This is a genomic window from Aquibacillus koreensis (genome assembly GCF_025154055.1).
GTDB classification, from domain to species: domain Bacteria; phylum Bacillota; class Bacilli; order Bacillales; family Amphibacillaceae; genus Aquibacillus_C; species Aquibacillus_C koreensis.
In genome coordinates, this window is the sequence record NZ_JAOALK010000032.1 from 19011 (window position 1) to 45974 (window position 26964).

General features: G+C 35.7%; 30 protein-coding genes. 10 read left to right on the forward strand and 20 right to left on the reverse strand.

Features of this window, described 5'->3' with window-relative positions; translation table 11 throughout:
- Positions 1 to 5: 5 nt before the first annotated feature.
- Positions 6 to 1244, reverse strand: coding sequence for a hemolysin family protein (locus NYQ66_RS08220; RefSeq protein ID WP_259868706.1), 1239 nt, complete (start codon positions 1242 to 1244; stop codon positions 6 to 8).
- A 213-nt stretch (positions 1245 to 1457) separates the two neighbouring features.
- Here NYQ66_RS08220 and NYQ66_RS08225 point away from each other — a divergent pair, with 213 nt between their 5' ends.
- Entirely contained in the window at positions 1458 to 2465 is a 1008-nt protein-coding gene (locus NYQ66_RS08225; protein WP_259868707.1) for a TIGR00341 family protein, read from the forward strand.
- 77 nt (positions 2466 to 2542) lie between these two features.
- Positions 2543 to 2827, forward strand: coding sequence for a YrhK family protein (locus NYQ66_RS08230; RefSeq protein WP_259868709.1), 285 nt, complete (start codon positions 2543 to 2545; stop codon positions 2825 to 2827).
- Positions 2828 to 2917: 90 nt separating this feature from the next.
- Here NYQ66_RS08230 and NYQ66_RS08235 read toward each other — a convergent pair whose 3' ends face one another.
- Positions 2918 to 4189, reverse strand: a complete 1272-nt coding sequence (locus NYQ66_RS08235; protein WP_259868711.1) for an ATP-binding protein — start codon at positions 4187 to 4189, stop codon at positions 2918 to 2920.
- A gap of 222 nt (positions 4190 to 4411) precedes the next feature.
- Between NYQ66_RS08235 and NYQ66_RS08240 the strand changes: the two genes are divergently transcribed.
- The 4 genes from NYQ66_RS08240 to NYQ66_RS08255 all read left to right on the forward strand — a co-directional run bounded on the left by NYQ66_RS08240 (position 4412) and on the right by NYQ66_RS08255 (position 6868).
- Positions 4412 to 4927 (forward strand): CBO0543 family protein, encoded by a 516-nt coding sequence (locus NYQ66_RS08240; protein WP_259868712.1) that lies wholly within the window; start codon positions 4412 to 4414, stop codon positions 4925 to 4927.
- A 95-nt stretch (positions 4928 to 5022) separates the two neighbouring features.
- Complete coding sequence (locus tag NYQ66_RS08245) at positions 5023 to 5943, forward strand: cation diffusion facilitator family transporter (protein WP_259868714.1); 921 nt, start codon at positions 5023 to 5025, stop codon at positions 5941 to 5943.
- Between the two features lie 20 nt (positions 5944 to 5963).
- Positions 5964 to 6284 carry an ArsR/SmtB family transcription factor gene (locus tag NYQ66_RS08250; RefSeq protein WP_259868717.1) on the forward strand — a complete coding sequence of 107 codons (321 nt, stop codon included), beginning with the start codon at positions 5964 to 5966 and terminating at the stop codon, positions 6282 to 6284.
- A gap of 437 nt (positions 6285 to 6721) precedes the next feature.
- Positions 6722 to 6868: a hypothetical protein gene (locus NYQ66_RS08255; RefSeq protein ID WP_259868719.1), complete on the forward strand. Its 147-nt coding sequence runs from the start codon at positions 6722 to 6724 to the stop codon at positions 6866 to 6868.
- 50 nt (positions 6869 to 6918) lie between these two features.
- Here the strand turns inward: NYQ66_RS08255 and NYQ66_RS08260 are convergent, their stop codons facing one another.
- The 5 genes from NYQ66_RS08260 to NYQ66_RS08280 all read right to left on the reverse strand — a co-directional run bounded on the left by NYQ66_RS08260 (position 6919) and on the right by NYQ66_RS08280 (position 10701).
- Positions 6919 to 7383 carry an NUDIX hydrolase gene (locus tag NYQ66_RS08260; protein WP_259868720.1) on the reverse strand — a complete coding sequence of 155 codons (465 nt, stop codon included), beginning with the start codon at positions 7381 to 7383 and terminating at the stop codon, positions 6919 to 6921.
- Positions 7384 to 7640: 257 nt separating this feature from the next.
- Positions 7641 to 9053 carry a SpoVR family protein gene (locus NYQ66_RS08265; protein WP_259868722.1) on the reverse strand — a complete coding sequence of 471 codons (1413 nt, stop codon included), beginning with the start codon at positions 9051 to 9053 and terminating at the stop codon, positions 7641 to 7643.
- 260 nt (positions 9054 to 9313) lie between these two features.
- Complete coding sequence (locus NYQ66_RS08270; protein ID WP_259868725.1) at positions 9314 to 9574, reverse strand: metal-sensitive transcriptional regulator; 261 nt, start codon at positions 9572 to 9574, stop codon at positions 9314 to 9316.
- Between the two features lie 23 nt (positions 9575 to 9597).
- Positions 9598 to 9945, reverse strand: a complete 348-nt coding sequence (locus NYQ66_RS08275; RefSeq protein WP_259868726.1) for a rhodanese-like domain-containing protein — start codon at positions 9943 to 9945, stop codon at positions 9598 to 9600.
- Between the two features lie 435 nt (positions 9946 to 10380).
- Positions 10381 to 10701 carry a hypothetical protein gene (locus NYQ66_RS08280; RefSeq protein WP_259868727.1) on the reverse strand — a complete coding sequence of 107 codons (321 nt, stop codon included), beginning with the start codon at positions 10699 to 10701 and terminating at the stop codon, positions 10381 to 10383.
- A gap of 166 nt (positions 10702 to 10867) precedes the next feature.
- On the opposite strand from NYQ66_RS08280, the gene NYQ66_RS21495 reads away from it, so the two are divergent.
- The 3 genes from NYQ66_RS21495 (at position 10868) to NYQ66_RS08290 (ending at position 12290) form a co-directional block, all read left to right on the forward strand.
- Positions 10868 to 11179, forward strand: coding sequence for a TIGR04104 family putative zinc finger protein (locus tag NYQ66_RS21495; RefSeq protein WP_407652060.1), 312 nt, complete (start codon positions 10868 to 10870; stop codon positions 11177 to 11179).
- 28 nt (positions 11180 to 11207) lie between these two features.
- Entirely contained in the window at positions 11208 to 11387 is a 180-nt protein-coding gene (locus tag NYQ66_RS08285) for a hypothetical protein (RefSeq protein WP_259868728.1), read from the forward strand.
- Between the two features lie 120 nt (positions 11388 to 11507).
- The gene (locus NYQ66_RS08290) at positions 11508 to 12290 is read left to right on the forward strand and encodes a class I SAM-dependent methyltransferase (RefSeq protein ID WP_259868731.1); all 783 of its coding nucleotides are present in this window, start codon (positions 11508 to 11510) and stop codon (positions 12288 to 12290) included.
- A 38-nt stretch (positions 12291 to 12328) separates the two neighbouring features.
- Here NYQ66_RS08290 and NYQ66_RS08295 read toward each other — a convergent pair whose 3' ends face one another.
- The 8 genes from NYQ66_RS08295 to NYQ66_RS08330 all read right to left on the reverse strand — a co-directional run bounded on the left by NYQ66_RS08295 (position 12329) and on the right by NYQ66_RS08330 (position 18613).
- On the reverse strand, positions 12329 to 12487 hold the full coding sequence (locus tag NYQ66_RS08295) for a hypothetical protein (RefSeq protein WP_259868734.1): 159 nt from the start codon (positions 12485 to 12487) through the stop codon (positions 12329 to 12331).
- Positions 12488 to 12562: 75 nt separating this feature from the next.
- A complete protein-coding gene (locus tag NYQ66_RS08300; protein WP_259868736.1) occupies positions 12563 to 13936 on the reverse strand; it encodes a dipeptidase in 1374 nt (457 codons plus the stop codon).
- Between the two features lie 63 nt (positions 13937 to 13999).
- Entirely contained in the window at positions 14000 to 14263 is a 264-nt protein-coding gene (locus NYQ66_RS08305; protein WP_259868737.1) for a hypothetical protein, read from the reverse strand.
- A 136-nt stretch (positions 14264 to 14399) separates the two neighbouring features.
- Positions 14400 to 15533, reverse strand: a complete 1134-nt coding sequence (locus NYQ66_RS08310) for a bifunctional cystathionine gamma-lyase/homocysteine desulfhydrase (protein WP_259868739.1) — start codon at positions 15531 to 15533, stop codon at positions 14400 to 14402.
- A 47-nt stretch (positions 15534 to 15580) separates the two neighbouring features.
- Complete coding sequence (locus NYQ66_RS08315; RefSeq protein ID WP_259868740.1) at positions 15581 to 16498, reverse strand: PLP-dependent cysteine synthase family protein; 918 nt, start codon at positions 16496 to 16498, stop codon at positions 15581 to 15583.
- A gap of 11 nt (positions 16499 to 16509) precedes the next feature.
- Complete coding sequence (locus NYQ66_RS08320; protein ID WP_259868743.1) at positions 16510 to 16977, reverse strand: S-ribosylhomocysteine lyase; 468 nt, start codon at positions 16975 to 16977, stop codon at positions 16510 to 16512.
- A 32-nt stretch (positions 16978 to 17009) separates the two neighbouring features.
- The gene (locus tag NYQ66_RS08325; RefSeq protein ID WP_259868746.1) at positions 17010 to 17648 is read right to left on the reverse strand and encodes a class I SAM-dependent DNA methyltransferase; all 639 of its coding nucleotides are present in this window, start codon (positions 17646 to 17648) and stop codon (positions 17010 to 17012) included.
- A 173-nt stretch (positions 17649 to 17821) separates the two neighbouring features.
- On the reverse strand, positions 17822 to 18613 hold the full coding sequence (locus tag NYQ66_RS08330) for a YhcN/YlaJ family sporulation lipoprotein (RefSeq protein ID WP_259868750.1): 792 nt from the start codon (positions 18611 to 18613) through the stop codon (positions 17822 to 17824).
- Between the two features lie 248 nt (positions 18614 to 18861).
- Between NYQ66_RS08330 and NYQ66_RS08335 the strand changes: the two genes are divergently transcribed.
- Complete coding sequence (locus NYQ66_RS08335) at positions 18862 to 19101, forward strand: YhdB family protein (protein ID WP_259868753.1); 240 nt, start codon at positions 18862 to 18864, stop codon at positions 19099 to 19101.
- 52 nt (positions 19102 to 19153) lie between these two features.
- Here NYQ66_RS08335 and NYQ66_RS08340 read toward each other — a convergent pair whose 3' ends face one another.
- From NYQ66_RS08340 to NYQ66_RS08360, 5 genes are all read right to left on the reverse strand, one after another.
- Positions 19154 to 20722, reverse strand: coding sequence for a bifunctional GNAT family N-acetyltransferase/carbon-nitrogen hydrolase family protein (locus NYQ66_RS08340; protein WP_259868756.1), 1569 nt, complete (start codon positions 20720 to 20722; stop codon positions 19154 to 19156).
- 140 nt (positions 20723 to 20862) lie between these two features.
- Positions 20863 to 21600: an RNA polymerase sigma-I factor gene (sigI, locus tag NYQ66_RS08345; protein ID WP_259868758.1), complete on the reverse strand. Its 738-nt coding sequence runs from the start codon at positions 21598 to 21600 to the stop codon at positions 20863 to 20865.
- A gap of 591 nt (positions 21601 to 22191) precedes the next feature.
- On the reverse strand, positions 22192 to 23007 hold the full coding sequence (locus NYQ66_RS08350) for a S1C family serine protease (RefSeq protein ID WP_259868759.1): 816 nt from the start codon (positions 23005 to 23007) through the stop codon (positions 22192 to 22194).
- A gap of 52 nt (positions 23008 to 23059) precedes the next feature.
- Positions 23060 to 25096, reverse strand: coding sequence for an ABC transporter ATP-binding protein (locus NYQ66_RS08355; RefSeq protein ID WP_259868760.1), 2037 nt, complete (start codon positions 25094 to 25096; stop codon positions 23060 to 23062).
- Entirely contained in the window at positions 25096 to 26844 is a 1749-nt protein-coding gene (locus NYQ66_RS08360) for an ABC transporter ATP-binding protein (protein ID WP_259868762.1), read from the reverse strand. The genes NYQ66_RS08355 and NYQ66_RS08360 overlap by 1 nt, the downstream gene beginning before the upstream one ends.
- Positions 26845 to 26964 lie beyond the last annotated feature (120 nt).

Genomic DNA, 26964 nt, shown 5'->3' on the forward strand with positions numbered 1-26964 from the left:
TTCTTCTAATTACTTTGGTTTATTTTTTTTGTAATTTCCACTTGTGTTAACTTATTCTCCTCCACTTTCTTAATAACAAAATGTAGATGGTGGTACTCAAGATCTTCTTCCTCATCTGGTATATAGCCAAACTCCTTAAGTAAAAAACCTGCTAGTATATCCTCATCTTCAGGTATTTTTGTTTTAAACACTTCGTTTAGTCGGCGGATTGCTAACTTCCCATGACATATGATGTGGGACTCTGTTAGTTCATCAATCAGTACATCTTCTTCTTCATCGGTCTCATCTTCTATCTCAAGCCCAATCATGGCTTCGATAATATCTTCATTAGTGATGATACCTGTTGTCCCACCATATTCATCAATAACAATAGCGAGGTGCTTTTTCTCCTTTAACATCATTTTAAAAACTTTTTCGATTGAAGCCGTTTCTGACACAAATAAAGGATCTAAATCAGCAAAATCTTTTAATTGCTTGGCAGGATTTATCGACCATTCCAATAAGAGCTTGGAATGAAATACCCCTACAATGTGATCCATGTTATCTTTATATACTGGATATCGTGTATAGTTGTTCGATAGTACTATTTCTCTTGCTACTTCAAAGGTAGCATCAGATGGAATACCTTGAATATCAATTCGGGGTGTTTTTAGTGCATCCCTTACGTCCTTGCTATAAAAATCAATTGCACCTTTAATATGATGCGTTTCCTCATGGTGGAATGTACCCTCTGTAAGCGCAATGTCAACCATTGTTTTTAATTCTTCTTTTGAAACAGTAGCCTCGTTTTCTTTTCCTTTGGAAAGGAATCTGATAACTGCATTTGTAAATTTCGATAAAAGAAAAGTCAGGGGTTTCGTAATAATAAGTAAAATACGTATTGCAGGAGCAACCATGTAAGCAATTTTATCTGCAAAAGTAGCTGCAATTGACTTTGGCAGTACCTCTGCAAAAATAATCAGAACAACTGTAAGTACCCCCGTCGCAATTCCAACATTAATCCCTCGATCAATGGCTACAATGGTAACAAGGGTAGGAAGCATAATATTTGATATATTGTTGCCAATTAAAATGGCAGTAATCAATTCATTTGGATTAGATATAAGTTTTAGCAGTCGTTGTGACTTCGGATCCTCACTCTCTGCTTTGGATTGGATTTTTGTTCGATTAACAGCTGTTAAAGCTGTTTCACTACCAGATAGAAAAAAAGACATGACTATGAAAAAAGCTATTGCAATAAACAATTTTTTCCTCCTATTAGACAAACGTTAACTTTCCATTATTATTTTAAGCATTTTCACTTTATTATTATACAATAATATCGTTCACTTATTTAAAACTAAATAAACCGTCAGAATGAATTTCCAGCTTAGTAACCACTAACCTCTGCTTACATATTAATTTGTTTATCATCACATACTACGAATTAATTCTTCTGTGAAACTGGAGTGGAATCAATGGAACTACAACTAATTGAAGTTTATATCCCTAAGCAGTCACTTCAAAAGCTATTGGAAAAGATTGAAGAATATAGTACCATTTCTTACTGGCATACCGATCCATCGGATGACCAATCATTAGTACGAATACTTGTAAAAAAGACACTTTCTGAAGAAATCCTAAATTTTTTAGAGATGGAAGCCAAACACGATGAGCATCTTCATGCTTTACTATATAACGTTCACACCTATATCCCTCGAGTCGAAGATGAAGAAGATAACAATCCATCTACTAATGATAACCAAGAAAAAAAAGCTGAGCTGCTCCGTGCAAGTAGACACGAGTTATATACAGTTGTTCATTCCTCAAGCGAGATTACACGAAGTTTTACTTGGTTTCTATTATTATCTGCAATTGTTGCGACAGCAGGAATCATTAAAAATAGCCCTGCAATTGTCATCGGAGCAATGGTGATTGCCCCATTGATTGGACCATTTACTTCTTTAGCATTCGCTGCTATTTTAGGTGATTATAAATTAATGCGTCAAAGCGTAATCACATCACTCTACGGACTAGTAGTACCTTTATGTATTGCAGCTGCTGTAGGCTTTTTCTTAGAGTTACCAGTGGAAAGTGATGAATTCCAAGCTCGCACTCAAATTGAAATGATGGATATTGCAGTTGCTTTAGCAGCTGGAGCAGCTGGGGCATTATCTTTTATTAAAAGGGTATCAGAGGCACTTGTTGGTGTAATGGTCTCTGTAGCACTATTACCGCCTACTGTAGTGTTTGGTATGATGCTTGGTTCTAGTAATTGGACAGCATCCGTTACCCCTTTACTTCTTTTATTAGTGAATATAAGCTCCATTATTTTATCGGCTATTCTTGTATTTTGGTTCAGTGGTATTAAGCCAGTTAATTGGAAAGAAATACAGACTGCAAATACTTCAAGAAAGTTCGCGCTAATCTTTGTTAGTATGGTTGTTTTCATATTATGTATTGTTATTTATATTATTTCAATCTAAATCGTTAATGTTACAGATGAGTCCTTATGTGGTATAGGTAAAAGAGTAAATCACAAACGAAAGGATGATTCATCTAGATGCAGAACAGAAGAGATAATGATTATGTTGAAGTTCTACTTGGCAAATATGATTTATTTTTCAAAAAGTCTTATCAAATCATATACAATATCAATGACTTTCTCATTGCTTTATGGTTCCTCATTGGAAGCATTTTGTTTTTTTATGAGTCCCTGAAGAACATAGGAATATGGCTCTTTGTAATTGCAAGTGTACAATACAGTATTCGACCGTTAATCAGGATAATTCATTCTATACACTTGAAAAGATACATTCAACAAAAAGATAGAGACCACCGCGCTTAACTACGTTATACTTTTGAATATAAATAAACAGCATGAGTAACCATGCTGTTTTTATTTTGAAATAGGATTATGTAGTATATAATATAAATGCTAAATTAATGGTAATGAAAAAGTAAATATTGTCCCTTTTCCTTCTTCACTATCGATTTCAACCGTACCACCGTGACTCTTAATAATGTTAAAAGATATAATTAATCCGAGTCCTGTTCCTTCTTTTTTAGTTGTAAAAAATGGTTGCCCTATTTTATCTATGACATCTCTTGGTATTCCTGGTCCTTCATCTTTTATTTTTAACTGGGCAAACCGATCTTTCTTACCCACTTCTACAGTTATAGTACCTTTATTCATAATTTCAATTGCATTCTTCACAACATTTATAATGACTTGTTTTATTTTCGTATCTTCACAATCAATTATCAAATCTTCTTCATGTATATTTGTTTCAATTATGATACTTTTCATAATTGCTTGCGATTCTAACAAGATAATTACCTCATTCACTAGTTCTGCCAAATTATGGTGTTCTCTTTCTTCAGAATGTGGCTTGGCTAATAGGAGTAATTCGCTCGTAATCTGCTGAATCCGATCTAACTCTTTTTCAATAACTTGATAGTACATATCATTAAGATTATCCTCTTTTAGCAACTGAAAAAAACCTTTGATTGTCGTTAATGGATTTCTAATCTCATGACAAATGCCTGCTGCAAATTGACCTGCAAACGTCAGTTGTTCAGATCTTAGTAATTCATTTTCCGCTCTACGTTCTAGCTTAATTTGTTCCGTAATAGAAGGGACTGACTTAGGATTATGATGAAAATAACTTGAAGGTACTAATGAATCGTCTGTCATAAAATACTCATGAACAGTAAGTAGTTTTGTAAGAAGCGTTGCTGAGATTTCTCGACCATTATATGCACAAACGCAAAAAAATTGTTGCTTACAAATATAGTCATTACAGTCTGATTCATATGTTAAAGTCTTTTCGGGATGACCTACCTTTACATTTCCCCATGTTCTTAACGGAATTTCATTTTGTATGTATTGATCAGCAAGGTTCGTAAATAGGTCATAAGATTGTTCTTGATTCTCATACAGCCAATCTTCCTTCAAAAAAATTACTTGATCAATTAGATGCTTTGCTACTGCATGTTTTTTTATTCTATCTTGCATCTGAGTAACACGGACATCAGACTCAAACACAATGATGTGTTCTTTATTTTCTAACCCTTCAACAATATAATTAAACAAGTTGTCCACATATTTTCTTTCATCATCATACACATATAAAATATGTCCACCACTAGAAAGATTATTGTGCTTCATATGAAATTTCTTCTCTAATTCTTCTTTTGACTTTACCATAATTTTTCCCTTTCGCTTCCATAAGTTTATATCCATTATAGTTTATTTATTATAACAATAATAACCACCCTAGGAAAGAAATAGAATTTAAATTTTAATACTATTGTAATTATTTTGTTAAATAATTACCTATTTTTTACTATTAAGTACTGCTTTCATATTTTCATCAAAATTACACATACTTGTAAGTATATTGAACATCTTTTTTAAGGAATGATTTTGATGCATGTAGTTATTACCCTCTTTGTAATCTTTTCGGTTTGGCGTTGGGGTGATTGGAGAAATTGGAAAAAGTACCATACGGTTATGCTTTATTTTGCAATCGGTAATCTTACTTATAATTTTTTAACAGCAAGCTATTTTTTATGGCGCTTAGATTCTGATTTCCTTTCCAATCACACACTTACAGAAATGTTGTACACCTTTATTGTTTTTCCTGGTTGTGCACTACTATTTGTAGGCAATTATCCAACTGGAAAAGTGAAGGTTCTTCGCCATTATGTTTGGTGGATCACAATTTTTGTTGCAATAGAATGGATTATGAGCCTAACCTCTCATATTGATTATCAATATGGTTGGAGCTTAGCCTGGTCAGCTGGATTTGATATCTTTATGTTCCCGATGCTTTGGTTATTTTATAAAAGGCCATTAATTGCTTATATCATTTCCGTGCCAATTGCCTTCTTCTTTATATGGTATTTTGATGTACCTGTTCACTTACCTGTGGAGCAAAGGTAACTGTCACACTTTTTTTATACTTACATATGTTGCTACTACATATTTCATGTTATCATATGAATATATGAACATATGAGTATAATGAGGTGATATTTTTGGGGCATGAACATAGTCATGATCACCACCATGGTCATAATCATCACCATGGTGCCAATAAAAAAGCTTTATTCATTAGCTTTATTCTAATTGCTTCTTTCATGGTTGTTGAAGTAATTGGTGGCCTTGTAACAAATAGCTTAGCATTATTATCGGATGCAGGGCATATGTTAAGTGATGCGGCTGCATTAGGGTTAAGCCTGCTAGCTATAAAAATTGGCGAAAAGGCTTCCTCGTCTACAAAGACATTTGGGTACAAACGTTTGGAGATATTAGCCGCCTTTATTAATGGCCTAACATTACTTGCTATTTCCCTATATATTTTTTGGGAAGCATACCATCGTTTCTTAGAACCACCAAATGTTAGTGGCGGAATGTTATTCATTGCTATTATAGGTCTGATTGTTAACATTGTTGTTGCATGGATCTTAATGCAAGGAGATACGCATGGAAATTTAAATATGCGCAGTGCGTTTCTCCACGTTATGGGTGACTTATTAGGATCTGTTGGTGCAATTATAGCCGGACTATTAATCATATTCCTAGGTTGGAACATTGCAGACCCAATTGCAAGTGTCATCGTTGCTATTCTTATTTTAATAAGTGGATGGCGTGTAACCAAAGACTCTTTTCATGTGTTGATGGAAGGAAAACCTAGTCATATTGATCTTAAAGTAGTAGAAGAGAAACTCCTTTCCTTCCCAGGGGTGAAAAACGTCCATGACTTACACATATGGACAATTACTTCCGACTTTCCAACATTAAGTTGTCATCTAGTAGTGAAAGAAAATATAAATCGTGATGACCTTTTACATGAAATATCACATGTTTTGCAGGATGAATTTCATTTAAAACATACAACGATTCAAATGGAAGGCGAAACATCGAAAATTCAAGAGCATGAACAGTCATGTAACTAGATATAAAGGGGAAGTAAACAATGGTTGAGGAACTGAATAATCCAGAATATAAGGAACTTGATGAAGAAACTTTATTTATCGTTTCGCAAACGTTCAAAGCATTAGCAGATCCGACTAGAATTCGAATCCTTCATTTACTTTTTGAAGGGGAATTTTCGGTGAATGATATTTCAGAAACTCTTCAACTGAGACAGTCAAATGTATCACATCAATTACGATTTCTAAAAAATCTCAGGCTGGTGAAATATAGACGCGATGGAAAATCGATCTATTATTCACAAGACGATGAACACGTAATGCATATACTACAACAAACGATTAACCACGCATTGCATTATTAGTCTTCTTTTTAGGGTGTCAGACTTGATAGAAAGTATCTAATTCCATTAAAGAATGTAGGTTGAGGCAGTGCCCAATGATAACGGGTGCTGCCTCATTCTATTTTGTATAACTTTTTCATGGGATGTTTACTTTTTTTATTTGACCGTAACTGTTTCTGACTTCTATTTGCTTATGCTTGTTCTTCTTGTCCGATTTCAGGGCTGATTCTGACTTCTATTGGCTTATGCTTGCTCTCCTTGTCCGAATTCAGGACTGATTCTGACTTCTATTGACTTACGCTTGCTCTCCTCGTCCGAATTCAGGGCTGATTCTATAAATACGCAGTCTTAACAACAACTTTTTCATAAAATCATTCCCCCCTATTTCCCTTCCTATTGCATAAAATAGATACAATCAAAAAATAATAAAGTTGTATCTACACGAAGGAGGAAATACTATGGCAGATAAACCGTTCCAACCAAAAGACACTGGTAAGCTTACAAATTTTCATTATGGTACGGATAAGGATGACCGCGAGGAAGAAGCGCTAACCACTGAAGGTACAAAAGATATGAATCAGGTTAGAAATAAAAATAAAAAATAAAAACACACGCATGGAGATGATAATTTATCATCTTCATGCGTATATTTCTTTTAGTTTTTTGCCCCTTGTCTCTCTAAAAACGCATCAAGTACTGCACGGTGACTTCGAACCATGGTATCTGGCATGTTATTAGCATCAAAAAAAGAACATGTTATCGATTCATCCGGGTCAATTACTAATTCTCCTTGATAACTATATGTATAGTAAGCCACCGTCACAACGTAAAACTCATCCCCTTTCTCTGCTTTCACAAATTGATCTGCTCCTGAATACACATCTAGCAATTGCAAGTTGTCGATCGTCAGTCCTGTTTCTTCTAATACTTCGCGTTTGGCCACTTGTTCAGTAGATTCTCCAAGTTCCATTAATCCACCTGGTAATCCCCACACGCCGTTGGGATAGGTACGTTGTTGCAACAGAATCTTACCTTTATCGTTTACGATGATTGCTAAAGCACCTACAAAAATTAGTGGGCGATGTCCAACTAAATCCCTTAACTCTTCTATGTATCCCATTCTATCCCCCACTTTCTTTTGTTTAACAAAATTCCTTATTACTGCATTGGGTTCTGATAGTCATTGATTAATAAGTCTTACTGATCTCCATTATAAACTTCCCCCGGACGTGCCACAATGGAAACATGGGGACGGTTCTCTTGATTCCATTTGATCTTCTATGTTCCACAATTCAAATCTAGTCACGTCAATTGTGTTTAGTGTTACCACTAAACATAACTTTTCCCAAATTAAAAAAGCAGGCTAACGCCTGCTTTTTAAAGGTATTTCTTTACTACTTTATTGCCTTCATATGAGAATAATACATGTTTATCTTCGATTACTGTTTCCATGTGAGTAGTTCTACCCCAAAGTTGATGGATATAAGGCAGTGTCTTTTCTAAATATTTCAGGTCTAGCTCGACTCCTTCATAGTGATGCTTTAAGTACAACTCACCATTATGATAATAGTCACCATCTTGAACTGTAATATACGGAAATCCACCATTGAGCCTCATCGTAATTAGTTGATCTCGGACATTCTCCCAGTTCTTATCCGTAATTTTATATTCATTGCCCTGCTTTTGAAATAAATATAAATCTTCACGATCCACAAATTCTTTTGTTAAGTAGTTTCTGATAAATGATATATCCGACTCAATCTCACGCACTTCAAACATCTTTTCTCGACCTTTACCCGGCTTAGCTCCCCATCGTTTCATTTCATCTGTTGGATTATCAAAACGTTCTTCAATGTCTTCAAACATTTTCACCCCGAGATAGTATGGGTTAATTTGTGTCTTTGATGGTTGAACTACACCAGCATTTAAAGATGCAAATTCTATCGCCTCATCTGTAGTTAAATCCATTTCGCGGAGGATTCTTTGGTGCCAATAGGAGGCCCATCCTTCGTTCATAATTTTAGTTTCTAACTGTGGCCAAAAATATAGCATTTCCGCTCGCATCATGGTGAGAATATCTCGTTGCCAATCTTCCAAATGACGACTATGTTCTTCAATGAATAAAAGCAAATCTTTCTCTGGTCTTGGAGGAAGTTTCTTTATCCTTTTTCTAGGTGTTTTATTATTGGCATTACCTGAATCATCTAACTTCCACAAATCATCATATGGTGTTTCTTTCCTTATAGGGATGTCTTCTAATTCTTCCGCATCCCAATCAAGATGACCTTGTACGAGTGATGGATCAATATGCTCCTGAATGGCGAGTACAGCATCTAAAAAGGATTCCACTTCCTCTATCCCATATTCTTTTTCATAAGCAGATACACGCTCAGCTGTAGCAGACATACTTTCAACCATATTCCTTTGTGTGTTTTGAAAACGAGCGTTGTTCTTAAAGAAATCACAATGTGCAAGAACATGAGCAGCAATTAGTTTGTTCTGAATCAGACTATTAGAGTTTAATAGAAATGCATAACACGGATCTGAATTAATAACCAACTCATAAATTTTACTTAGCCCTAGGTCGTATTGAAGCTTCATTTTGTGAAATTGTTTACCAAAACTCCAATGCGAAAATCTAGTAGGCATACCATATGCACCAAATGTATAAATAATCTCAGGAGGGCATATCTCATATCGCATTGGATAAAAGTCAAGACCGAAACCTTCTGCAATTTCAGTTATTTCTTCAATCGCTCTTTCTAATTGTTTATGATCAGCCTGTTTCAAAAACGAATTCCCCCTTTAGAAGAAGTGTTACCTATACTATATGATGCAAATGAGAAAAGATGAAAAACTTGGACATTCAACATTAAATAATATCGGATAGATAAAAAATACGCATACAAAAAGAGCCCACTAAGGGGTAAGTGGGCTCTCTGTTTATTACTTATCTGTTCATGTAATTAAATCTTTATAATTTAGAATCAAAGTCAAATGAATCCTAGCTGTGTTCTTATCCATATCGTTTAAAAAAGTAAAAGTATTTTTCATCGACTCTTCACCAATAAATCTACAGCTTCCTTCACAATTTTCTCCGAGTTCTCACCATTTTCTTCCGCTTCACGAACACAACTCACTAAATTGGAACTTACAACCACACCGATCGTACGGTCAATAGCTGTTCGCGCCGCAGACATTTGTGTAATGACATCTCTACAGTCCGATTCCTCTTCCATCATCTTCAAAATACCTCGTAACTGTCCTTCAATACGTTTGACCCTATTCTTCATCTGGTCGGTATATTCCATTTAGTATTCCTCCTTACATAATGTTATTCACACTTGCAATCCGTGATTGTATAACTAGAGACTTTAAATCCTTTATTTCTTAAGAATCTTATGCCTAAGTTTTTTTCCATAACGTCTGATGCGATCACGTGCACCTCTTTAGATGGAATCTCACGATAATATCTTTTTAAATAAGCAACCGGCATGGTGATTGATCCCTTTACTTCACGTTTTGAAGAAGAATTATAATCCCGAATATCCAGTTTTAATTTCAACTGTTCTATTTGATCGCTGTTTACATCTATACAAGGTATCCCTTTAATGGGAAAGTACCGTAAATACAAAACATATAAGAATATAATGATAATTAGAGAAAAAGTTCCAATAACCATAGGTAATCCCCCTATCTATATGTGCACAATTAACAATAAGATATTATACCCTTAAGGGTATGAATGTCAACATAATAGTTATTTTTGTTAAAACAGGTACTTTTCATTTTACGCTTGAATGTGGTTTATTTTCAACAAAAATTACTCAACATTCTATTCTAACCTTACAACAATTGATAAAAGATACAGGTAATATCTTTTGATGGGTTAAGGATGACCACAAAGCACTAAAATTAGGATAACATGTTAGCCCTCGTTATAAGCAAAACAACTAAAGAAATATTCCAGTGATCTTAGGAAAATGGAGAGAAGCTAATGATATATAGAGGAAAAGCATGAATAGATATAAATAGGGAGACTAGCGAAATCAACATGTTGAAGAGGGAAGCCCCCTCCATCAACATTGATTAAAGAGTATGTAAAATAATAAGGAATTTATATAAAGTAATCCTTATAATAGAAAAACGTTACAATCAATGCTACTACGCAATATAGTATTGCTATATAGAAAGCAACATTCGGTTCAAACTTTTTATCTTGTTGCTCCATTTTTATTCCTGTAATTCCCTGTCCGATCATCTCTAAATTTTTACTTGTGTAGCCACCTGAAGAATTGAAAAAACGTATTGTTACAGCACCTAACATACCTACAACAAATGAAAAATCGATATAGTTTTGATTAAAGAGTATAGTAATACCATAGTTTACAGCTACCAATATAGCTAACGTCGCAATTGCTACTATAACTTTCTTCACAAAATCCCCCCTCGTTCTAAAATTCTACGTTTCCAAAGTAAGAAGGTTTCACTTTTTTCACCAATTAGATGGAGTGATTTTCACAAATTCTACACTTCAAACCAGTACAGATGGATATTTATGCTAATATATAGTTATGATGTAGGTTCGTAAGGAGAGGGTCCGTTTGCAAAAATGTGAGAGATGCCAGCGCTCATTTAAATGGTGGGAATTATATAAATATAATGTAAAGAATGCTAAACTTATTTATTGTAATACGTGTAGTACAGAACACGAGTTAGAAGGATCATCTATTCTTGTCATTAGTTTAATTGCTATGCCAATAGCAATTATGAATGTCTTCGTTATCTATCTGTTCGATTTACCTGTACTTTTTATATTCATAAGTAATATATTTTCCCTGTGGATCTTGTCTGGTATATCACCCTTTTTTATTAGGTATCGATCAAAATTCCGTAGTAATTACAAAACAAATTAGATTAGACTGGTGGAAGGAGATGAAATAAATGAAATTAAATTATCGTGTCATTTGGCGAATCATGGTTTCTCTAATGATTTTAACAAGTATCTTATCATCCGTTGTTTATCAACAATATCTATCTAGTTCTTTGTTACTTATATTTGCACTAATTCTCGTATTTGCCTTTTTACAAGCAGAGAAAAAGGCTAAAGAGGAGAATAGATAAAATGGGAAAAGGAACGTAACCAAACCCTATATAATGTCCCCTTTGACTAGCTCTAAAAACAGAGTTAGTTTTTTTGTGTATAATAATCTTAAACTATTATAAAAAGAGGATCGGGAATAGATGATCATTACTACTGCAGGACGAACGTCCAATGAATTAATAGCAAAAGCAAAAGAACTATCTATGAAATATGAACTACCATACAAAGAGCGGAATGGGGTTTCTGTTGAATCTTTACAACAAAAGCACCAAGATGACGTTATTGTTGTTGGAAAAGATCGTATCTATATTGCTCCTCTTCATGACAATGCCAAGTTGTTTTTTCATCCAAATTTAGCAATGGTTCGGGCAAAACGAATGTTTAAAGGTGAAGAAGAATCCCTCGTTAAGGCTGCTAAGCTAACAAGTGGGATGTCTTTTTTAGACTGTACGTTAGGGCTTGCTTCAGACAGCATTATAGCAAGCATTGCAGTTGGGGATAGTGGTTCAGTGACTGGGATAGAAGGAAATTCATTATTATTTTTCTTAGCAAATGAAGGTTTATCGTCTTTCACAACCGGAAATTCAGATTTTGATCAAGCAATGAGACGCATTCATGTTGTATATGGAGATCATTTGTCTTTTTTACAACAGGCAAAAACAGGTTCTGTTGATGTAATATACTTTGATCCGATGTTCCATGAAACGATAGATACCTCTCATGGGATTAATTCAATAAGAGGACAAGCCGTTATGGCTCCCCTTACCGCCAAGGTCATAGATGAAGCAAAGCGAGTAGCTAGACAACGGATTATTTTAAAAGACCATTGGCAAAGTGAGCGGTTTACACAACTAGGGTTTATACAGCACAAGCGAAAAACTTCTCTGTTTCATTATGGGACAATGGAATTGACAAAAGAATAACGCACGAGGTTGGAGAATCCACACCCCGTGCTAAAAGATTATATCTCTTTACCAGAAGCACCAACATTTTTTTCCGTGTTTCCTCTTTGATTCGCCTTTGGATTATTCCCTTCTTGTTGTCGATCAGGTTTGCCTGGGGAAATGCTCTTGTGTTTTTCTTGTTCATTAATGAATTTATCGAAGTCTTGATTAACCACAAAAAAACCTCCTTTTAATCAAATTTAGTTTTCCCTAACATGGGGAAGCTAGTCTGATCAAAAGGAGGCTATTATTTATTCTAAATTCGTTGCTTCTGCATAGTAATAAACCAATGTTTCCATCCCTTTTTCAAAGCTATCTAATGGAAAACTCTCATTTGGAGAATGGAGACGATCTTCTGGTGTACCAAAACCTAACAACACTACTGGTATCTTATATTCAGAATCAATCCATTCGACTACTGGAATAGATCCACCCATACGAACATATACCGCTTCTTTCCCGAAAGCTTTTTCATAGCTAACCGCGGCTTTCTCTATTAACGGATGATTAGGATCGACTTTATACGCTTTTGCCGATAATGGTTCACGCTTGATGTTTAATGTAACACCAGGTAAAACATGTTTTTCCAAGTGCTTCACTAATAATTCTTGAATATGATTTGGTTCTTGTCCTGGCACAAGTCGGCAGGTTAGTTTAACCGTTGCAGTTGATGGAATGATCGTTTTCGTTCCTTCTCCTTGGTATCCACCAAACATGCCATTGATCTCTAATGTTGGACGAGCCATTGTATGCTCTTTTGCTGTGTACCCTTGCTCAGAGACAGTTTCTGTTACTCCCGCTGTTTCTGTGTAATTTTCTCCAGGTACTTCTTTAATTAATTGTCGCTCTTCATCCGTCATAGGTTCTACATCATCATAAAATCCTGCTACTTTTACAACTTCATTTTCATCTTTTAACGAAGCAACTAAATGCGCCATTGCCATTGCTGGATTTCTTACCGCACCACCATAAATACCTGAATGCAGGTCACTAGAGGGGCCAGTTAAGGTAAACTCTAGGCCCGTAAATCCTTTTAGGCCATATAAAATCGTAGGTTGTCCTTTTGCAACCATTCCTGAATCTGAGATCACTGCAAAGTCTGCATTAAATTGTTCTTTTTTAGTCTTAAGGATCTCGTAAAGGTTTTCACTACCAATTTCCTCTTCTCCTTCAATACAAACCTTGATGTTAATCGGTAGCTTTCCTTCTGTTTTCATAAACGCTTCAAACACGGCTAAGTGCATGAATACTTGTCCTTTATCATCACTAGACCCACGTGCATATAATCGTCCTTCGCGAACCTCTGGTTTAAACGGTTCACTTTTCCATAGTTCTACTGGGTCTGTTGGTTGGACATCATAGTGTCCATAGAATAGGGCAGTTGGTTTATCTTTTCCAGCACCCATCCACTCTGCAAAAACAAGTGGATGCCCTTTTGTTTTTTGCACTTCAACGGTTTCAAACCCAATCTCTTCTAAATACGCTGCAACAAAATTAGCCGCTTCCACAACATCCTGTTTATGTACACTATCCGTACTAACACTTGGAATTGACAAAAATTCATTAAGTTTTGCCAAATGTTTTTCCTTGTTGTCTTTTAAATATTGAATTACTCGTTCTGTCATGATTCACACTCCTTGTTAAGCTCTTTTTTTATTGTATCACCGTTTCAAGCAAGAATCACTTTGTTAATGAACGAAAGCTTCGATGATGGACCCCACAAACATAAAAATAAAGAAACTAAATGTCATGATTACATTAAGAATTACACAAAACTTACTTTTCCCGAACACACCGAATACAATGCCGATTGGATTAATAATGAACGTGAGCATCCAATAAGCAAAACCATATTGAAAAAGAAAATTTGGTAACCACGAAAGGATACCCAGAAGAAAGCAGACCAATGATAAACTAACATACGTTTTACGTTGCCTTATCGCCTCGTTCATGTTTGTTCATTACCTCCACATTATTTTCTTTTTATTTTACATGTTTTTCCATGCAGCTGCTATGATTATTTTGATAATTCCCTTTTAAATTGAAACATACAAAAAGCAGACTTCTGAGAGAAGACTGCTTCTTTATTTATTCCATTGCCTGTTTAAGATCTTCCATTAAATCCTCGATATCTTCAATGCCTACAGACACGCGGATTAATCCATCTGTAATGCCTAGTTCTTCACGACGTTCTTTAGGAATAGATGCATGTGTCATTTTGGCAGGAATAGAAATTAAACTTTCTACAGCACCAAGACTTTCTGCAAGTGTAAAGTATTTAACACGACTTAACACTTGATCAGCCTTCTCTGCACTGCCTACATCAAAGGAGATCATACCTCCGAAGCCGTCCGCTTGTGTTTTGGCAATGTCATGACCTTTATGCTCTAGGCGTCCTGGGTAATAAATCGTACTTACTTGTGGATGATTTTCCAAAAACTTCACCAATTCATGCGTGTTTTTTTCAATTGCTTCCATTCGAAGGCCTAATGTTTTAATACCACGCATTAGCAACCATGAATCTTGTGGTCCCAAGATACCCCCAACAGAATTTTGAATAAAGTGAAGATCCTCCGCTACCTTGTCATCGTTTACAACGACTAAACCAGATACAACATCACTGTGTCCACCGATGTATTTCGTTGCGCTGTGGATTACAATATCTGCACCTAAGTCAATTGGTTGTTGCCAATATGGTGTTGCAAACGTATTGTCTACAATTAAAAGAAGATCATTTTCTTTTGCGATATCAGCCATCTTCTTTAGGTCTGTTATTTTCAATAATGGGTTTGTTGGTGTCTCGATAAATAAGGCCTTTGTGTTTGGTTTGATTGCTTCTTTTACTTTTTCTGGATTGCTAGTATCGACAAAGGTATGATCCAAATTAAAACGGTTCAGTACTTTTGTGGTTAATCGATAAGATCCACCGTAGACATCATCTGTCATTACGATGTGATCTCCTGTGTTCATTAGCATCATTACAGAAGTAATGGCTGCCATACCTGATCCAAAGGCAAAACCCGCTTTGCCGTTTTCTAACTCAGCAATCACTGTTTCAAGTGCATGTCTCGTAGGATTTCCTGTTCGAGAATACTCATAACCAGTGTGTTTACCTGCTGCTTCTTGTTTATACGTACTCACTTGATAAATCGGTACAGAAACCGCACCAGTTTTTTCGTCACCAGTAATGCCTCCGTGAACCATTTTCGTTTTGCGTTTCATCGTGTACCTCCTACAAAAAGGTGAAGCCTTGTCTTAAGCTTCACACTTTAGAATTCATAAATGTTTTTACTTAAATATCTTTCACTACTATCTGGAAATATCGTTACGATATTCGTACCTGGTTTTGCTGCTTTTGCTTCTTCTAATGCAGCGTACATGGCTGCGCCTGAGGAACTCCCTACAAGGAGCCCTTCTTTCCTAGCTAATTCTTTTACGTAAAGAAATGCATTTTTATCCGTTACGGTATGAATGGAATCAAAATATTCTGGATCCATGTAGTCTGGTAAAAACTCCATCCCAATACCTTCTGTCTCGTGTGGTCCTGATTCGCCACCTGCAATAATCGATCCTTCTGGTTCTACAATAGCTGTTTTGACGTTGGCATTTTGTTCTTTCAAATACCTTGCAGTTCCCATAAACGTTCCACCAGTACCTGCTCCAGCTAAAAATACTCCGACATCGCCTTTAAGGTCGTTCCATATCTCTGGACCTAACGTTTTATAATAAGCCAAAGGATTAGCATGATTAGCAAATTGTTGTGGCGAATAGCTATTAGGCGTTTCTTTTACTAATTGCTCCGCTTTCGCAATCGCACCTTTCATACCGTCTTCCGTTGGTGTGTGTATAATTTCAGCACCCAATGCTTTCATCAATGCTTGCTTCTCTACACTAAATTTTTCAGGGACACAATACACAATGTTTACATCCTTGTTTAGTGCTGCAAGCGCAAGTCCAATCCCAGTATTCCCAGCAGTTGGTTCAATAATAGTACCACCTGGTTTTAATTTACCTGAATTTAATGCATCTTGCAGTAGCTCCAGCCCAAGACGGTCCTTTACACTTCCACCTGGGTTATAAAACTCCAACTTCGCAAATAAGTGCACACCCTCTGGTAGGGCAAAATTCGTTAATTCTACTAATGGTGTGTTTCCAATCAACTGGTGCACATTCCTATATAAAGCCATCAAATTATCCTCTATTCAGCAAACACAATATGCCATTCATCTTTGCCTGTTAACATCTTAGAAGCAATATCCTTTGCTCCTTCAAGACTATGATTAGCAGCCCAACCACATTGCACTTCATTACAAGCTGGTACTTCATCTGCTTCTAGCACATCGTTTAATGTTTTTTCTAAAGCTTCAGCAATATCTTCAAAGCTATCATTGTTTAATACTGCGAGGTAAAAACCAGTTTGGCATCCCATTGGACCAATATCTAACACATTATCCATATGGTTACGGATATTCTCAGCCATCAAGTGCTCAATGGAATGCAGTCCCGGCATATCCATATGCGCTTTGTTTGGTTGTGTAAAGCGAATATCATACTTATACACTTTGTCTCCACTTTGGCCAGTTGTAACACCTACCAACCGAATATATGGTGCTTTTACTTTTGTATGATCTAGATTAAAACTTTCTACATTCATTTTTTTGACCATTTCTTCCACTCCCTTTATCTTTTTCTTATTTACTACTCTTTCTCTGCTACGATTAACCATGCAAATGTATTCATTTGTTTAAATGTAACAAAAAAACCATGATCGTTAAATATTTTTTGTAACGTATCGATCATTGGATAGTATTCTGTAGATAAATCATATAATAAATCTTCATACCCATTTTCTTTTGCATGTTGCAATATAGACTGTTTCGAATCTTCATCTTTGTATGCAGTATCAGCAAAAACGACTTTTCCATTTTCAGGTAACAATTCTGCGAATGATTGGATTGCTCTATCTTTTTCTTCATCTGTTAAATGATGAAATGCATACGTGCTTACAATTGTGAAAACAGGAACTTTAGGTGTAGGAAAATTCAGAAAATCCCCATCATGAAGCTCTAATTCAGGGTACTTCATGCTAGCAGTTCTTCGCATCTCAGGAGATGGCTCGACCCCAATGACATAATGACCTTGGTCTAACATTTTTTTTGATAAGTTGCCAGTTCCAACACCAAATTCCAATACATTTCCTTCTGCCTGTGCTGCAACTTCTGTTAATATTGTATCATAATTTTCAAAAACGGCGGCATACTGTGGGTCATGTCCTGTTACCGTATCATCATAGGAAGATGCCCATTTATCAAATAACTCAACAAACTCTCGCCCCATCTATATTCACTCCATTACGATTGTTTTTTAATTCCTATTAATACACTATGAATTATCGGGATTTAAGTTAAATATATCATACAAAATGGGCGTGATCAATTTTAAAATATGTAGTTTTCTAATCAAAAAAATAGAGGTGCTACAATTGCACCCCTATTTTTTCACAGTCCTATTTATCGTGCATCCGGAAAGATTCGATCAATCATGTCACCAAACTCGTTAAAAAATCCATCGTCTGCTTCACCCAGGTTATCCACATTATCCTGATAGTTATTCGATAAATTAACAAAATCAGGATCAGTAGATACATACACATTATCTACATCTTCATTTACTTCTTTTACAATTAGTCTAATTTGATTTTCGATGTCTCGACTTACATTATTCCCATTACCACCATTACGTCTATTCATACCATCGGCGCGATTGTTTAATTCAACTGCAACGTACGCATTATTTTTATTCGTTAACACATATGCGTCATCAATAGCATCAATTTGATCTGTAATACGATCGCCTATTTGGTCGGCAAGATTATATGGGTTATTATTGTTGCTTATATTTGTACTCGTATTCCCATAAATATCATTTGCTCGATCATTTATATTTCGGTTTCCCGTTAAACCTTCACGGGTTGGTTCATTCATTCTAACACCATCTATATTTGAGTTAGCACCATCATAGGAACCATGATTTTCCCCATGGTTATCGATTGCATTTCTGGTTGTCGTATTCCCATACATGTTCTGATGTCGATAGTTATCCATGTTTTGCCCAGTGTCATTAGCGTTTGGGTTCTGTCCATTATTATATAAAGGAAAATCAGTTGTGCTATTAAACCTTGTTTGCTGCACCCCATTATCCAAACCTCTGTCTTGTCCGAGTTCATTTTCATTTGCGCCGCAAGCTGTTAACGATAAAGTGGTAGTTGCTAATAAAGCAAAACCTGCTGCTCTCAAATTCATTGGCTACTCCTCCTTTTAAAGAGTCATTCTTATTATGCTTCGGAGTTTTTCACTTATTCAATTGCACAGGAAGCCAATGTTTGGATTTTACAGTTATATTTATGAATAACAAGAACAAGTTATAAAGGCAAGACATATAAAAAACTATACGCTAAGTTATGGAATAGCAACCAATAATGATCATAAGTCGTATAGAAAGGGTAGGGCATACTAGTGATAACCCTTCAACATCAGTAGGAGGCAAACAAATGTATATCCCAGATTACGACAAAGCATTGTATTACACGTTATGGGGCCAATGGGACGATTTGCTTGTTCTCATGGTCAGAACCAACGATGATTTATTATCAAAAAGAATTGAAGTTTTTCTTCATGCATTCCATTACCACGCAAAGGAACAAGAAGTGATGAACAGTCATGAAGAATTATTACGTTATATAGACCATGCGATGGGGCAAACCCCAGCAGCTGCGATGATGGAAGTATAAAGAATATAAAAACGCTTGGAGTTGAACTTGAACTCCAAGCGTTTTAAAATAATCAAACCCTATTTGGTTTAACTTCTGTATCTAAGTTTTTATATTTCACTTCAAATAAATCTCTTCGTCGGTCACGTAATTGTCTTACTGTACCTGAACGTCGTTGTCTTCGTAAAATCTCTAAATCAACATCACCAACAACAACTGTTTCAATATTCGGATTACATTCTCCAATAATTCCATCTCTGGCAAATTCAAAATCAGATGGTGTAAAGATACCAGACTGTGCATACTGGATATCCATGTTTTCCACCTGGGTTAAGTTTCCTACTGTTCCAGCAATCACTGTATATACTTGATTTTCAACTGCACGAGCTTGCGCACAATAGCGGACGCGCAAGTATCCTTGACGATCATCTGTACAGAATGGCACAAAAATGATATTTGCACCTTGATCAACTGCATATCTTGCCAATTCAGGGAATTGAATATCATAACATATTTGAATGGCAATTTTCCCACAATCTGTGTCAAATACTTTCACCGCATCGCCTGGTTGAATTCCCCACCATTTGCGTTCATTAGGGGTTACATGTATTTTGTATTGCTTTTCGATCGTTCCATCACGACGGAATAAATAAGCAATATTGTAAATGTGATCATCTTCTTCAACAAAGTGAGAACCACCAACAATGTTCACATTATATTTAACAGCTAGACTCGTAAATAATTCAATATAATCTTCCGTATAACTGGCTAATCTACGAATAGCTTTGGATGGAACCTTTTCTTCAAGAAAAGACATAAGCTGCGCAGTGAAAATTTCAGGAAACACAGCAAAATCAGAGTCAAAATCATACGCTACATCCACATAATATTCCACTTGTTTGGCAAATTCCTCAAAAGAATTTATACTCTTCATCATGTATTGAATAACTGTAATTCTGACTGGATAAGCGGTTTTAAAGTGTCGCTTTGTTTTTGCTTTATAGTCAATATTATTCCATTCCATTAATGTTGCGTATTTTAATGATTGGCTGTCATCGGGAAGGTATCCTGGATTTATACGCATAAGTGTAAATCCATTCATTATTTGAAATGTTAGAACTGGATCATAAATATTTTGCGTATTTACTTCTTCTACATATTCTCTTGGTGTAAGCTCATGCTCATATTTATGGTAATTTGGGATTCTCCCGCCAATAATAATACTTTTTAAATTTAGCTCACGCGCTAGCTCTTTTCTAGCATCATACAGTCTTTTTCCGATCTTCATCCCACGGAAATTCGGATCAACCATTACTTCGATTCCATACAAATTATATCCCTCAGGGTTATGATTTGTAATATACCCTTCATCAGTAATGTCGTCCCACGTATGCTTGTCATCATATTCGTCAAAGTTAACAATTAAACTGGAACAACTTCCAATAATCTGACCATCGTATTCGACACAAAATTGACCTTCTTGAAACAAGTTAAGGTGACTTTCTAAATGCTCTCGCTTCCATGGTTCCATATTTGGGAAACACGTTTTCTGCATTTCAATAATTTCGTCAATATCTGCATAAGTAATATTTCTTACTTCAAGCTTTTTTTCAAAGCTTGATAAGTCCAATTTTTTAGACATGAAACTACCATACCCTTTCTTCATTAATACAAGTTAGTCTATTTTTAATAAGTGCCTCGTTCTATCTTCCTATACTTTTTAATTCTACTTTAACTAACTTTAATGAACAAATTTTTAATCTGAACGGGTTGGTCATATCTTTAACTTGCTTTATTTAAATATTCCTTCAGATACAAATAATCTCCACATAGCACAATAAATACGGCTAAAATATATTTGCGATTTCTTTCTAATGTTTTTTTACTAACAGGAACTAATGGTACTAATTTATTCATCGGTATTTTCTTTTTATCCATCACATATTCTCTTAACGAAGGCTCTCGATATAAAATGTGTGCTACTTGAATAGCAGACTCCCTCGCATCACTGTGTTTTGGGGAAATCTTTACTAACTCCTCTAAAGTAATATCATATAAGGATAACGCATCACAAAATTGGTTGATCTCCTCTCGTTGACGCCATTGCTCTTCTTCATTTTGGTAATTCTCTTTAGCGACTACCCTCTCTACTCGGCATTCCATTTCTTCTGAATCGAAAAAATCATCCAGTGGAATCCATACGGCTTTCCTGTTCTCTTTCCTCAAATAGTCAATTGTTTTTCTTTTAATAACAAGACTTGCGAAGGATAAAAAAGAAGTTCCTTTATTTATTGAATAGCCAATCATTGCCTCATAAAAAGCGTATAAGCCAATGCTAAACTCATCATCTTTTTTCGGATTTATATATCTTTTACACACATGTGAAACAACCTTAGCAATAAATGGTTGATAGTTTGTTAATAGAGTTTGTTGCAACTCTTGGTCTCCCTGTTGAACCAATGTAACTTGTTCTTCTAAGGATAGTTTGACTTCATTGTTTGTTTTACAAAGACTCAACATTTATCTCACCACCGATTTTCTCTGTTTTTATGTAAGCTTAAACTCTTTCATTTAGAAAAAGCCAAGTAAGAACAATGATAGCTTATCTCTATTACCGTATCTATCAGTTTTCATTTACATTTTGTTTAATTTTCATATCAAAAAATAGGAACAAATCACTAAGTTCTTAATCAAACTGCAAAATTCCTGTTAAATTATGTTAGAATAACGTACCTATTTTCTTGATTTTAAGTCGTAGTTTCCATAAACTCCGCAGCAACACGGAGAAATTAGTGAATTCTATGCAAGCGGCTATGAGAGCCCTTATTTGTCCTTTTTAGACCGTTTTTTTATCTGAGCGGCTATACAGTACGTTATCTTAACAAATCGCCAATGAAATTAATCGAGTTTGTGCAAATAAGGGCTCTGGTGACCGCTAAAACCATATATCCTTAGATTTTAGGCTAATAACGGATCTCTTAGCCGCTAAAGTTAACATAGATTTCTGAGCGGCTGGTTACGACGGAATATTCATCTACTGTGCCTTAAAATAACATTAATCAATCCTTGTTTACAAAAAAGGCCATGCGTACGAATACACATGGCCTTCTCTTATTCATTCATTTTTTCATGATAATAATCAATTGGAACAGCTAACCCTACTTTTCCATGGGTGTCGTGCTTTAATGTTGCAAAGATAACACCAATTACTTCTCCATCGCTATTAATCACTGGACTACCACTATTCCCTCGATAGACAGGAGCTTTCATCATTATCACTTCTTGATCCCATTCTTTTAGGTCGGTATATCCGATTAGTTCTCCTTCGTTCGCAATGCCATTAAATTGCAATGGATTACCAATAAAGTGAATATGCTCATGGTCAGAGAAAGATGAATCGTTTGCCAATGGTAAATAAGGAAGATCATTGCCCTTTACCTGCAGTACAGCTAAATCAATATCTGGAAACTCATGGATTACTTCTGCATCATAAAGTCCTTGCTCTGGATAAGCTACTGTAATTATTTTCTCCGCTTCTATTACATGGTGATTTGTAATAATCAATCCATCAGGAGAAATAGAAAAACCTGTTCCTTTACTTTCGGGTAATTGAACGACAACTACCGATTCTTGATATTCATCAATCGTAGGATCGGTCATTAATTGCGCGGACGTGACAAGAAAATCAATTGCTGGTATTGAAAATGTCCGCGGTAAAATCGCAACCACATTGATAAGCATTGCAATTGCAATTAACCAAAAAGCCCATTTAGGAAAAGGTCGCTTTACTTCATGCTTTTCCTCTTTTTCCTTTTGCAGAGCATTTTCTCTCTCCACTTTTAATATTTCTATTAGCTCTTCATGATCTATTTCCTCATATAAATCTTCATCTATAATATCTTGATGGTAGTTATCTGATTCCTTCATTTTCACACCTCGCATGGAGACCATCAACAATAATAAGGTATCACAGGTAATATTAGATGGCTGGTTCTCGTAATTTCCCTTGTTGCATTTGATACATTTGGTAGTAGATTCCCTGTTGCTCTAACAACTCGAGATGATTACCTTGCTCCTTCATTATACCATGATCTAATACGTAAATGTGATCTGCTTGTTGTATCGTCGACAAACGATGCGCAATGACTAAAGTAGTTCGACCTTGTTTAATCACTTCCAAGGCTCTTTGAATCACCGCTTCTGTTTCTGTATCAATATTTGCCATAGCTTCATCTAAAATAAGAATTGCAGGGTCAAAAGCAAGCGCTCTAGCAAATGAAATCAACTGACGTTCCCCCATTGATAATGTTGATCCGCCTTCTTTAACAGGTTCATCGTACCCATTTGGAAGTTTCGCGATAAATCGATTTGCCCCTACCGATTCTAAAGCCCTAATCGCCATTTCCCGGGAAATCTCTCGGTGATTCATGGTGACATTCGACAAAATTGTCCCTGTAAAAAGAAATGGATCTTGTAATACAATACCCATGTGACTTCTTACTTGTTGTCTCGACATCGATTTCGTATCAATTCCATCAATCATGATTTTCCCTTTTTGAGGATCGTAAAAACGAAACAGTAAGTTCATAATCGAACTCTTACCTGAACCTGTGTGACCAACAAACGCCACGGTTTTACCTGGTTGAACATCCAATTGAATATCCTTTAGTACATACTCATCTTGATCGTACGCAAACCACACATGATCAAACACGATATGCCCCTTGAACTTGGGTACTGGTTTATTATTTATCTCTTCCCCATCATGATCAATCAGTTCAAAAACACGACTAGATGCTACGCGCGCTTGTTCTAGCAATGGCAATTGGTTTACCACATCGTTGACTGGCCCGAATAATCGCGTTAAATAATCAACAAATGCATACAGCACACCTGCACTAATAATACTTTCAACACCCAGTGAAGAGGAACCAAAATACCAAATTAGCGTTACAAACGCCAGATTCCTGAGAACATTTACTAGGTTATGTGAAGTTAATGCACTCAGTCGAACTAGTTTTTTCTGATAAAGAAAATGACGTTGGTTTAATGCTTCAAATTCCTTCTCTACCTGGTTTTCTTTCTGAAAAGCTTGTATGATCGACATTCCTCGAATCGACTCATTAATATTTCCATTTATCTCACTCACTGTTGAACGAATAACTTTATTGTATTTAGTTCCAAAGTACTTATAAAACTTCATCCATCCATACATGATTGGAATGAGTAGCAAACAGAAAGCAGCTAATTTTGCATCTAATATAAATAGAGCAACAAAGATTCCAAACATGTAAATTATACTAGTTACAAATACAGATAATACACGTTCATATAAATCTCGTATCGCTTCCGTATCATTTGTAATTCTTGCTACGATCTTACCAGCTGGACGGTCGACAAAATAATTGATTGGCACTTTTTGCGTGTGATTAAATACATCATTTCGCATCTTTTGAACAATTCGATTCGATGCTTTTTGAAGCAAAAATGTTTTTCCAAATTGAAAAATAGCGGCAATCAATAATAAAGCCACATATAAAATTAGTAAGTAGACAATCGGTTGTTGTTCAGGTTTAAAGAAAGAATACAGCTCATTGATCGATAGTTTATCTGACTCAATTGTCAAAGTTTCATTTGGCGATTCTACCGTAATTATGCCATTATCAACACTTCGATTACCTTGAAGTGGAATCTCCTCATTCACCCAATAATAATCCCTACCTATTTGTAGAATAGTAGAGGTGTCTATAATTGTTGTTTCCTCATCATCTAATCGGTCTGCACGAATATACCATGCGTTGTTGTATTCTACTAGTCGGCTAGTGTCAGTGCCTTGCTCTACTTGATACCATATCGATTCAATGCCTGTAATATGCTCATCGATGATTCGCTTAGCAATAAAAGGTCCTGCCAACTCAAGTGAAACGGCTACTAATAAACAAAGAAGTCCTATGATAATTGTCTTTTTATAAGATAGAGCATATTGGAACAAACGTTTTTCTGTAGATCCATTCATCAGGAAACCACCTCCTGTTGTTCCAATTGTTGTAACTTAAATTGCTCACAATACCAACCTTGCGTTTTCATAAGGTCTTTATGTGTGCCTGATTCTATAATCTTACCTTCATCTAAAACAACAATAAGGTCTGCGTGCATAACTGCAGAAAGCCTGTGCGCAGTAATACACGTTGTTTTTCCTTTCCGTTGTTCTTTCAAATGGTCAATAATCATAGATTCCGTTTTCCCATCAACTGCAGATAATGCATCATCTAACAATAATATTTCTGGGTCTTTAATAAATGCTCGAGCAAGTGCAACTCTTTGTTTCTGCCCACCCGACAACGTTACACCGCTTTCTCCTACTTTTGTATCCAATCCTTTTGGCAAACTTTCTATATCATCTAGAAAATGCGCCATTTTCATCACGTGTTTAATCTGATCATCCGTTGCATCTGCTCTTCCAAATTGAATGTTTTCTCTGATCGTCTTTGAAAACATGATTTGATCCTGGGGAACATATCCGATCCATTCTCTGGTTTTATCTAGTGCTATTTCTTCAATTGGAGTACCAGATATAAGCAGATTTCCTGTTTTTCCTGGGTACTCTCTTAATAATTGTCTTAACAGTGTTGTCTTACCTGTACCCGTTTTGCCAACAATTCCAATTGTTTGACCTCGATAAATTGTAATATTGATGTCTGAGAGACTCCATGTTTTACTATCTGGATAAGCAAAACTTACATGATCCATCTTTATATGTTCAGGAACACTAATATCTTTCGGATTCAAAGGTACGTTAATATCACTCTGATAGCTTAACGTATCATTAACACGATCAAGTGAGGCATTTCCGCGTTGCATCACATTAATTAACTCACCAACGGCAAACATTGGCCAAATCAACATACCTAAATAGACGTTAAAGGATACGAGTTGACCTAATGTTAGATGGTTATGGAAAACTAGCGTTGCGCCGTATCCTATTCCTATCGTGTAGGAGATCCCGATCAATACTTTCATGGTCGGCTCAAATAGGGCGTCTATTTTAGCTACTTCTAAGTTTTTGTGATAAACGTCTTCTGTCATGTTCTGAAAACGTTGTTCATCTTGCTTCTCCTGAGCATATGCTCGTATGACTCGAACCCCTCGAATCGATTCCAATACATCATTATTCATATCACTAAAAGCAGCTTGTGCTTTCATGAATCGTTCATGAATTATGCTCCCATATTTATGCATGACTACTGCCATAATTGGCAATGGAATGAGCGCCATTAATGTTAATTTCCAACTAATTGTAAATCCCATTACAGCAATAATCATAAACATAAAAATGCTTGAATCGACCAAAGTTAAAATTCCGAACCCTGTTGTCATCGATATCGCTTTTAAATCATTTGTTGCTTTAGCCATTAAATCTCCAGTTCGATATTTCCCAAAAAAGGTTGGTGTCATTTTCAAAAAGTGACGCATTAGCTTCGATCGCATCAACCTTTCCATAATAAATGCTCCACCGAACAACGTATAATCCCATAAAAAGGATATAGTATAACTTAAAACAATCAGTATCCCATAGATCATTAAGATATCTAATAAACTCTCCATTGTTAATGTACTATATTGTATTTCATCGATGGCCATTCCAATTAACTTAGGTGGGATAATATCAATGATACTTGCAACAATTAAAGCAAGAATTGCAAACGTATATCTTTTCCAATACTGTTTAAAGAACCAATCTAATTTTCTAAATACCGAAAACATCCAATCACCATCCTCTCTAGATTCACTATCCGCTTTCTTTCCATTCTTCTAACAATTCCATTCTCCTTGTAACTTTCATCATCTTTCATTTCTCCTTTCCATCATTAAAAGATTTACATA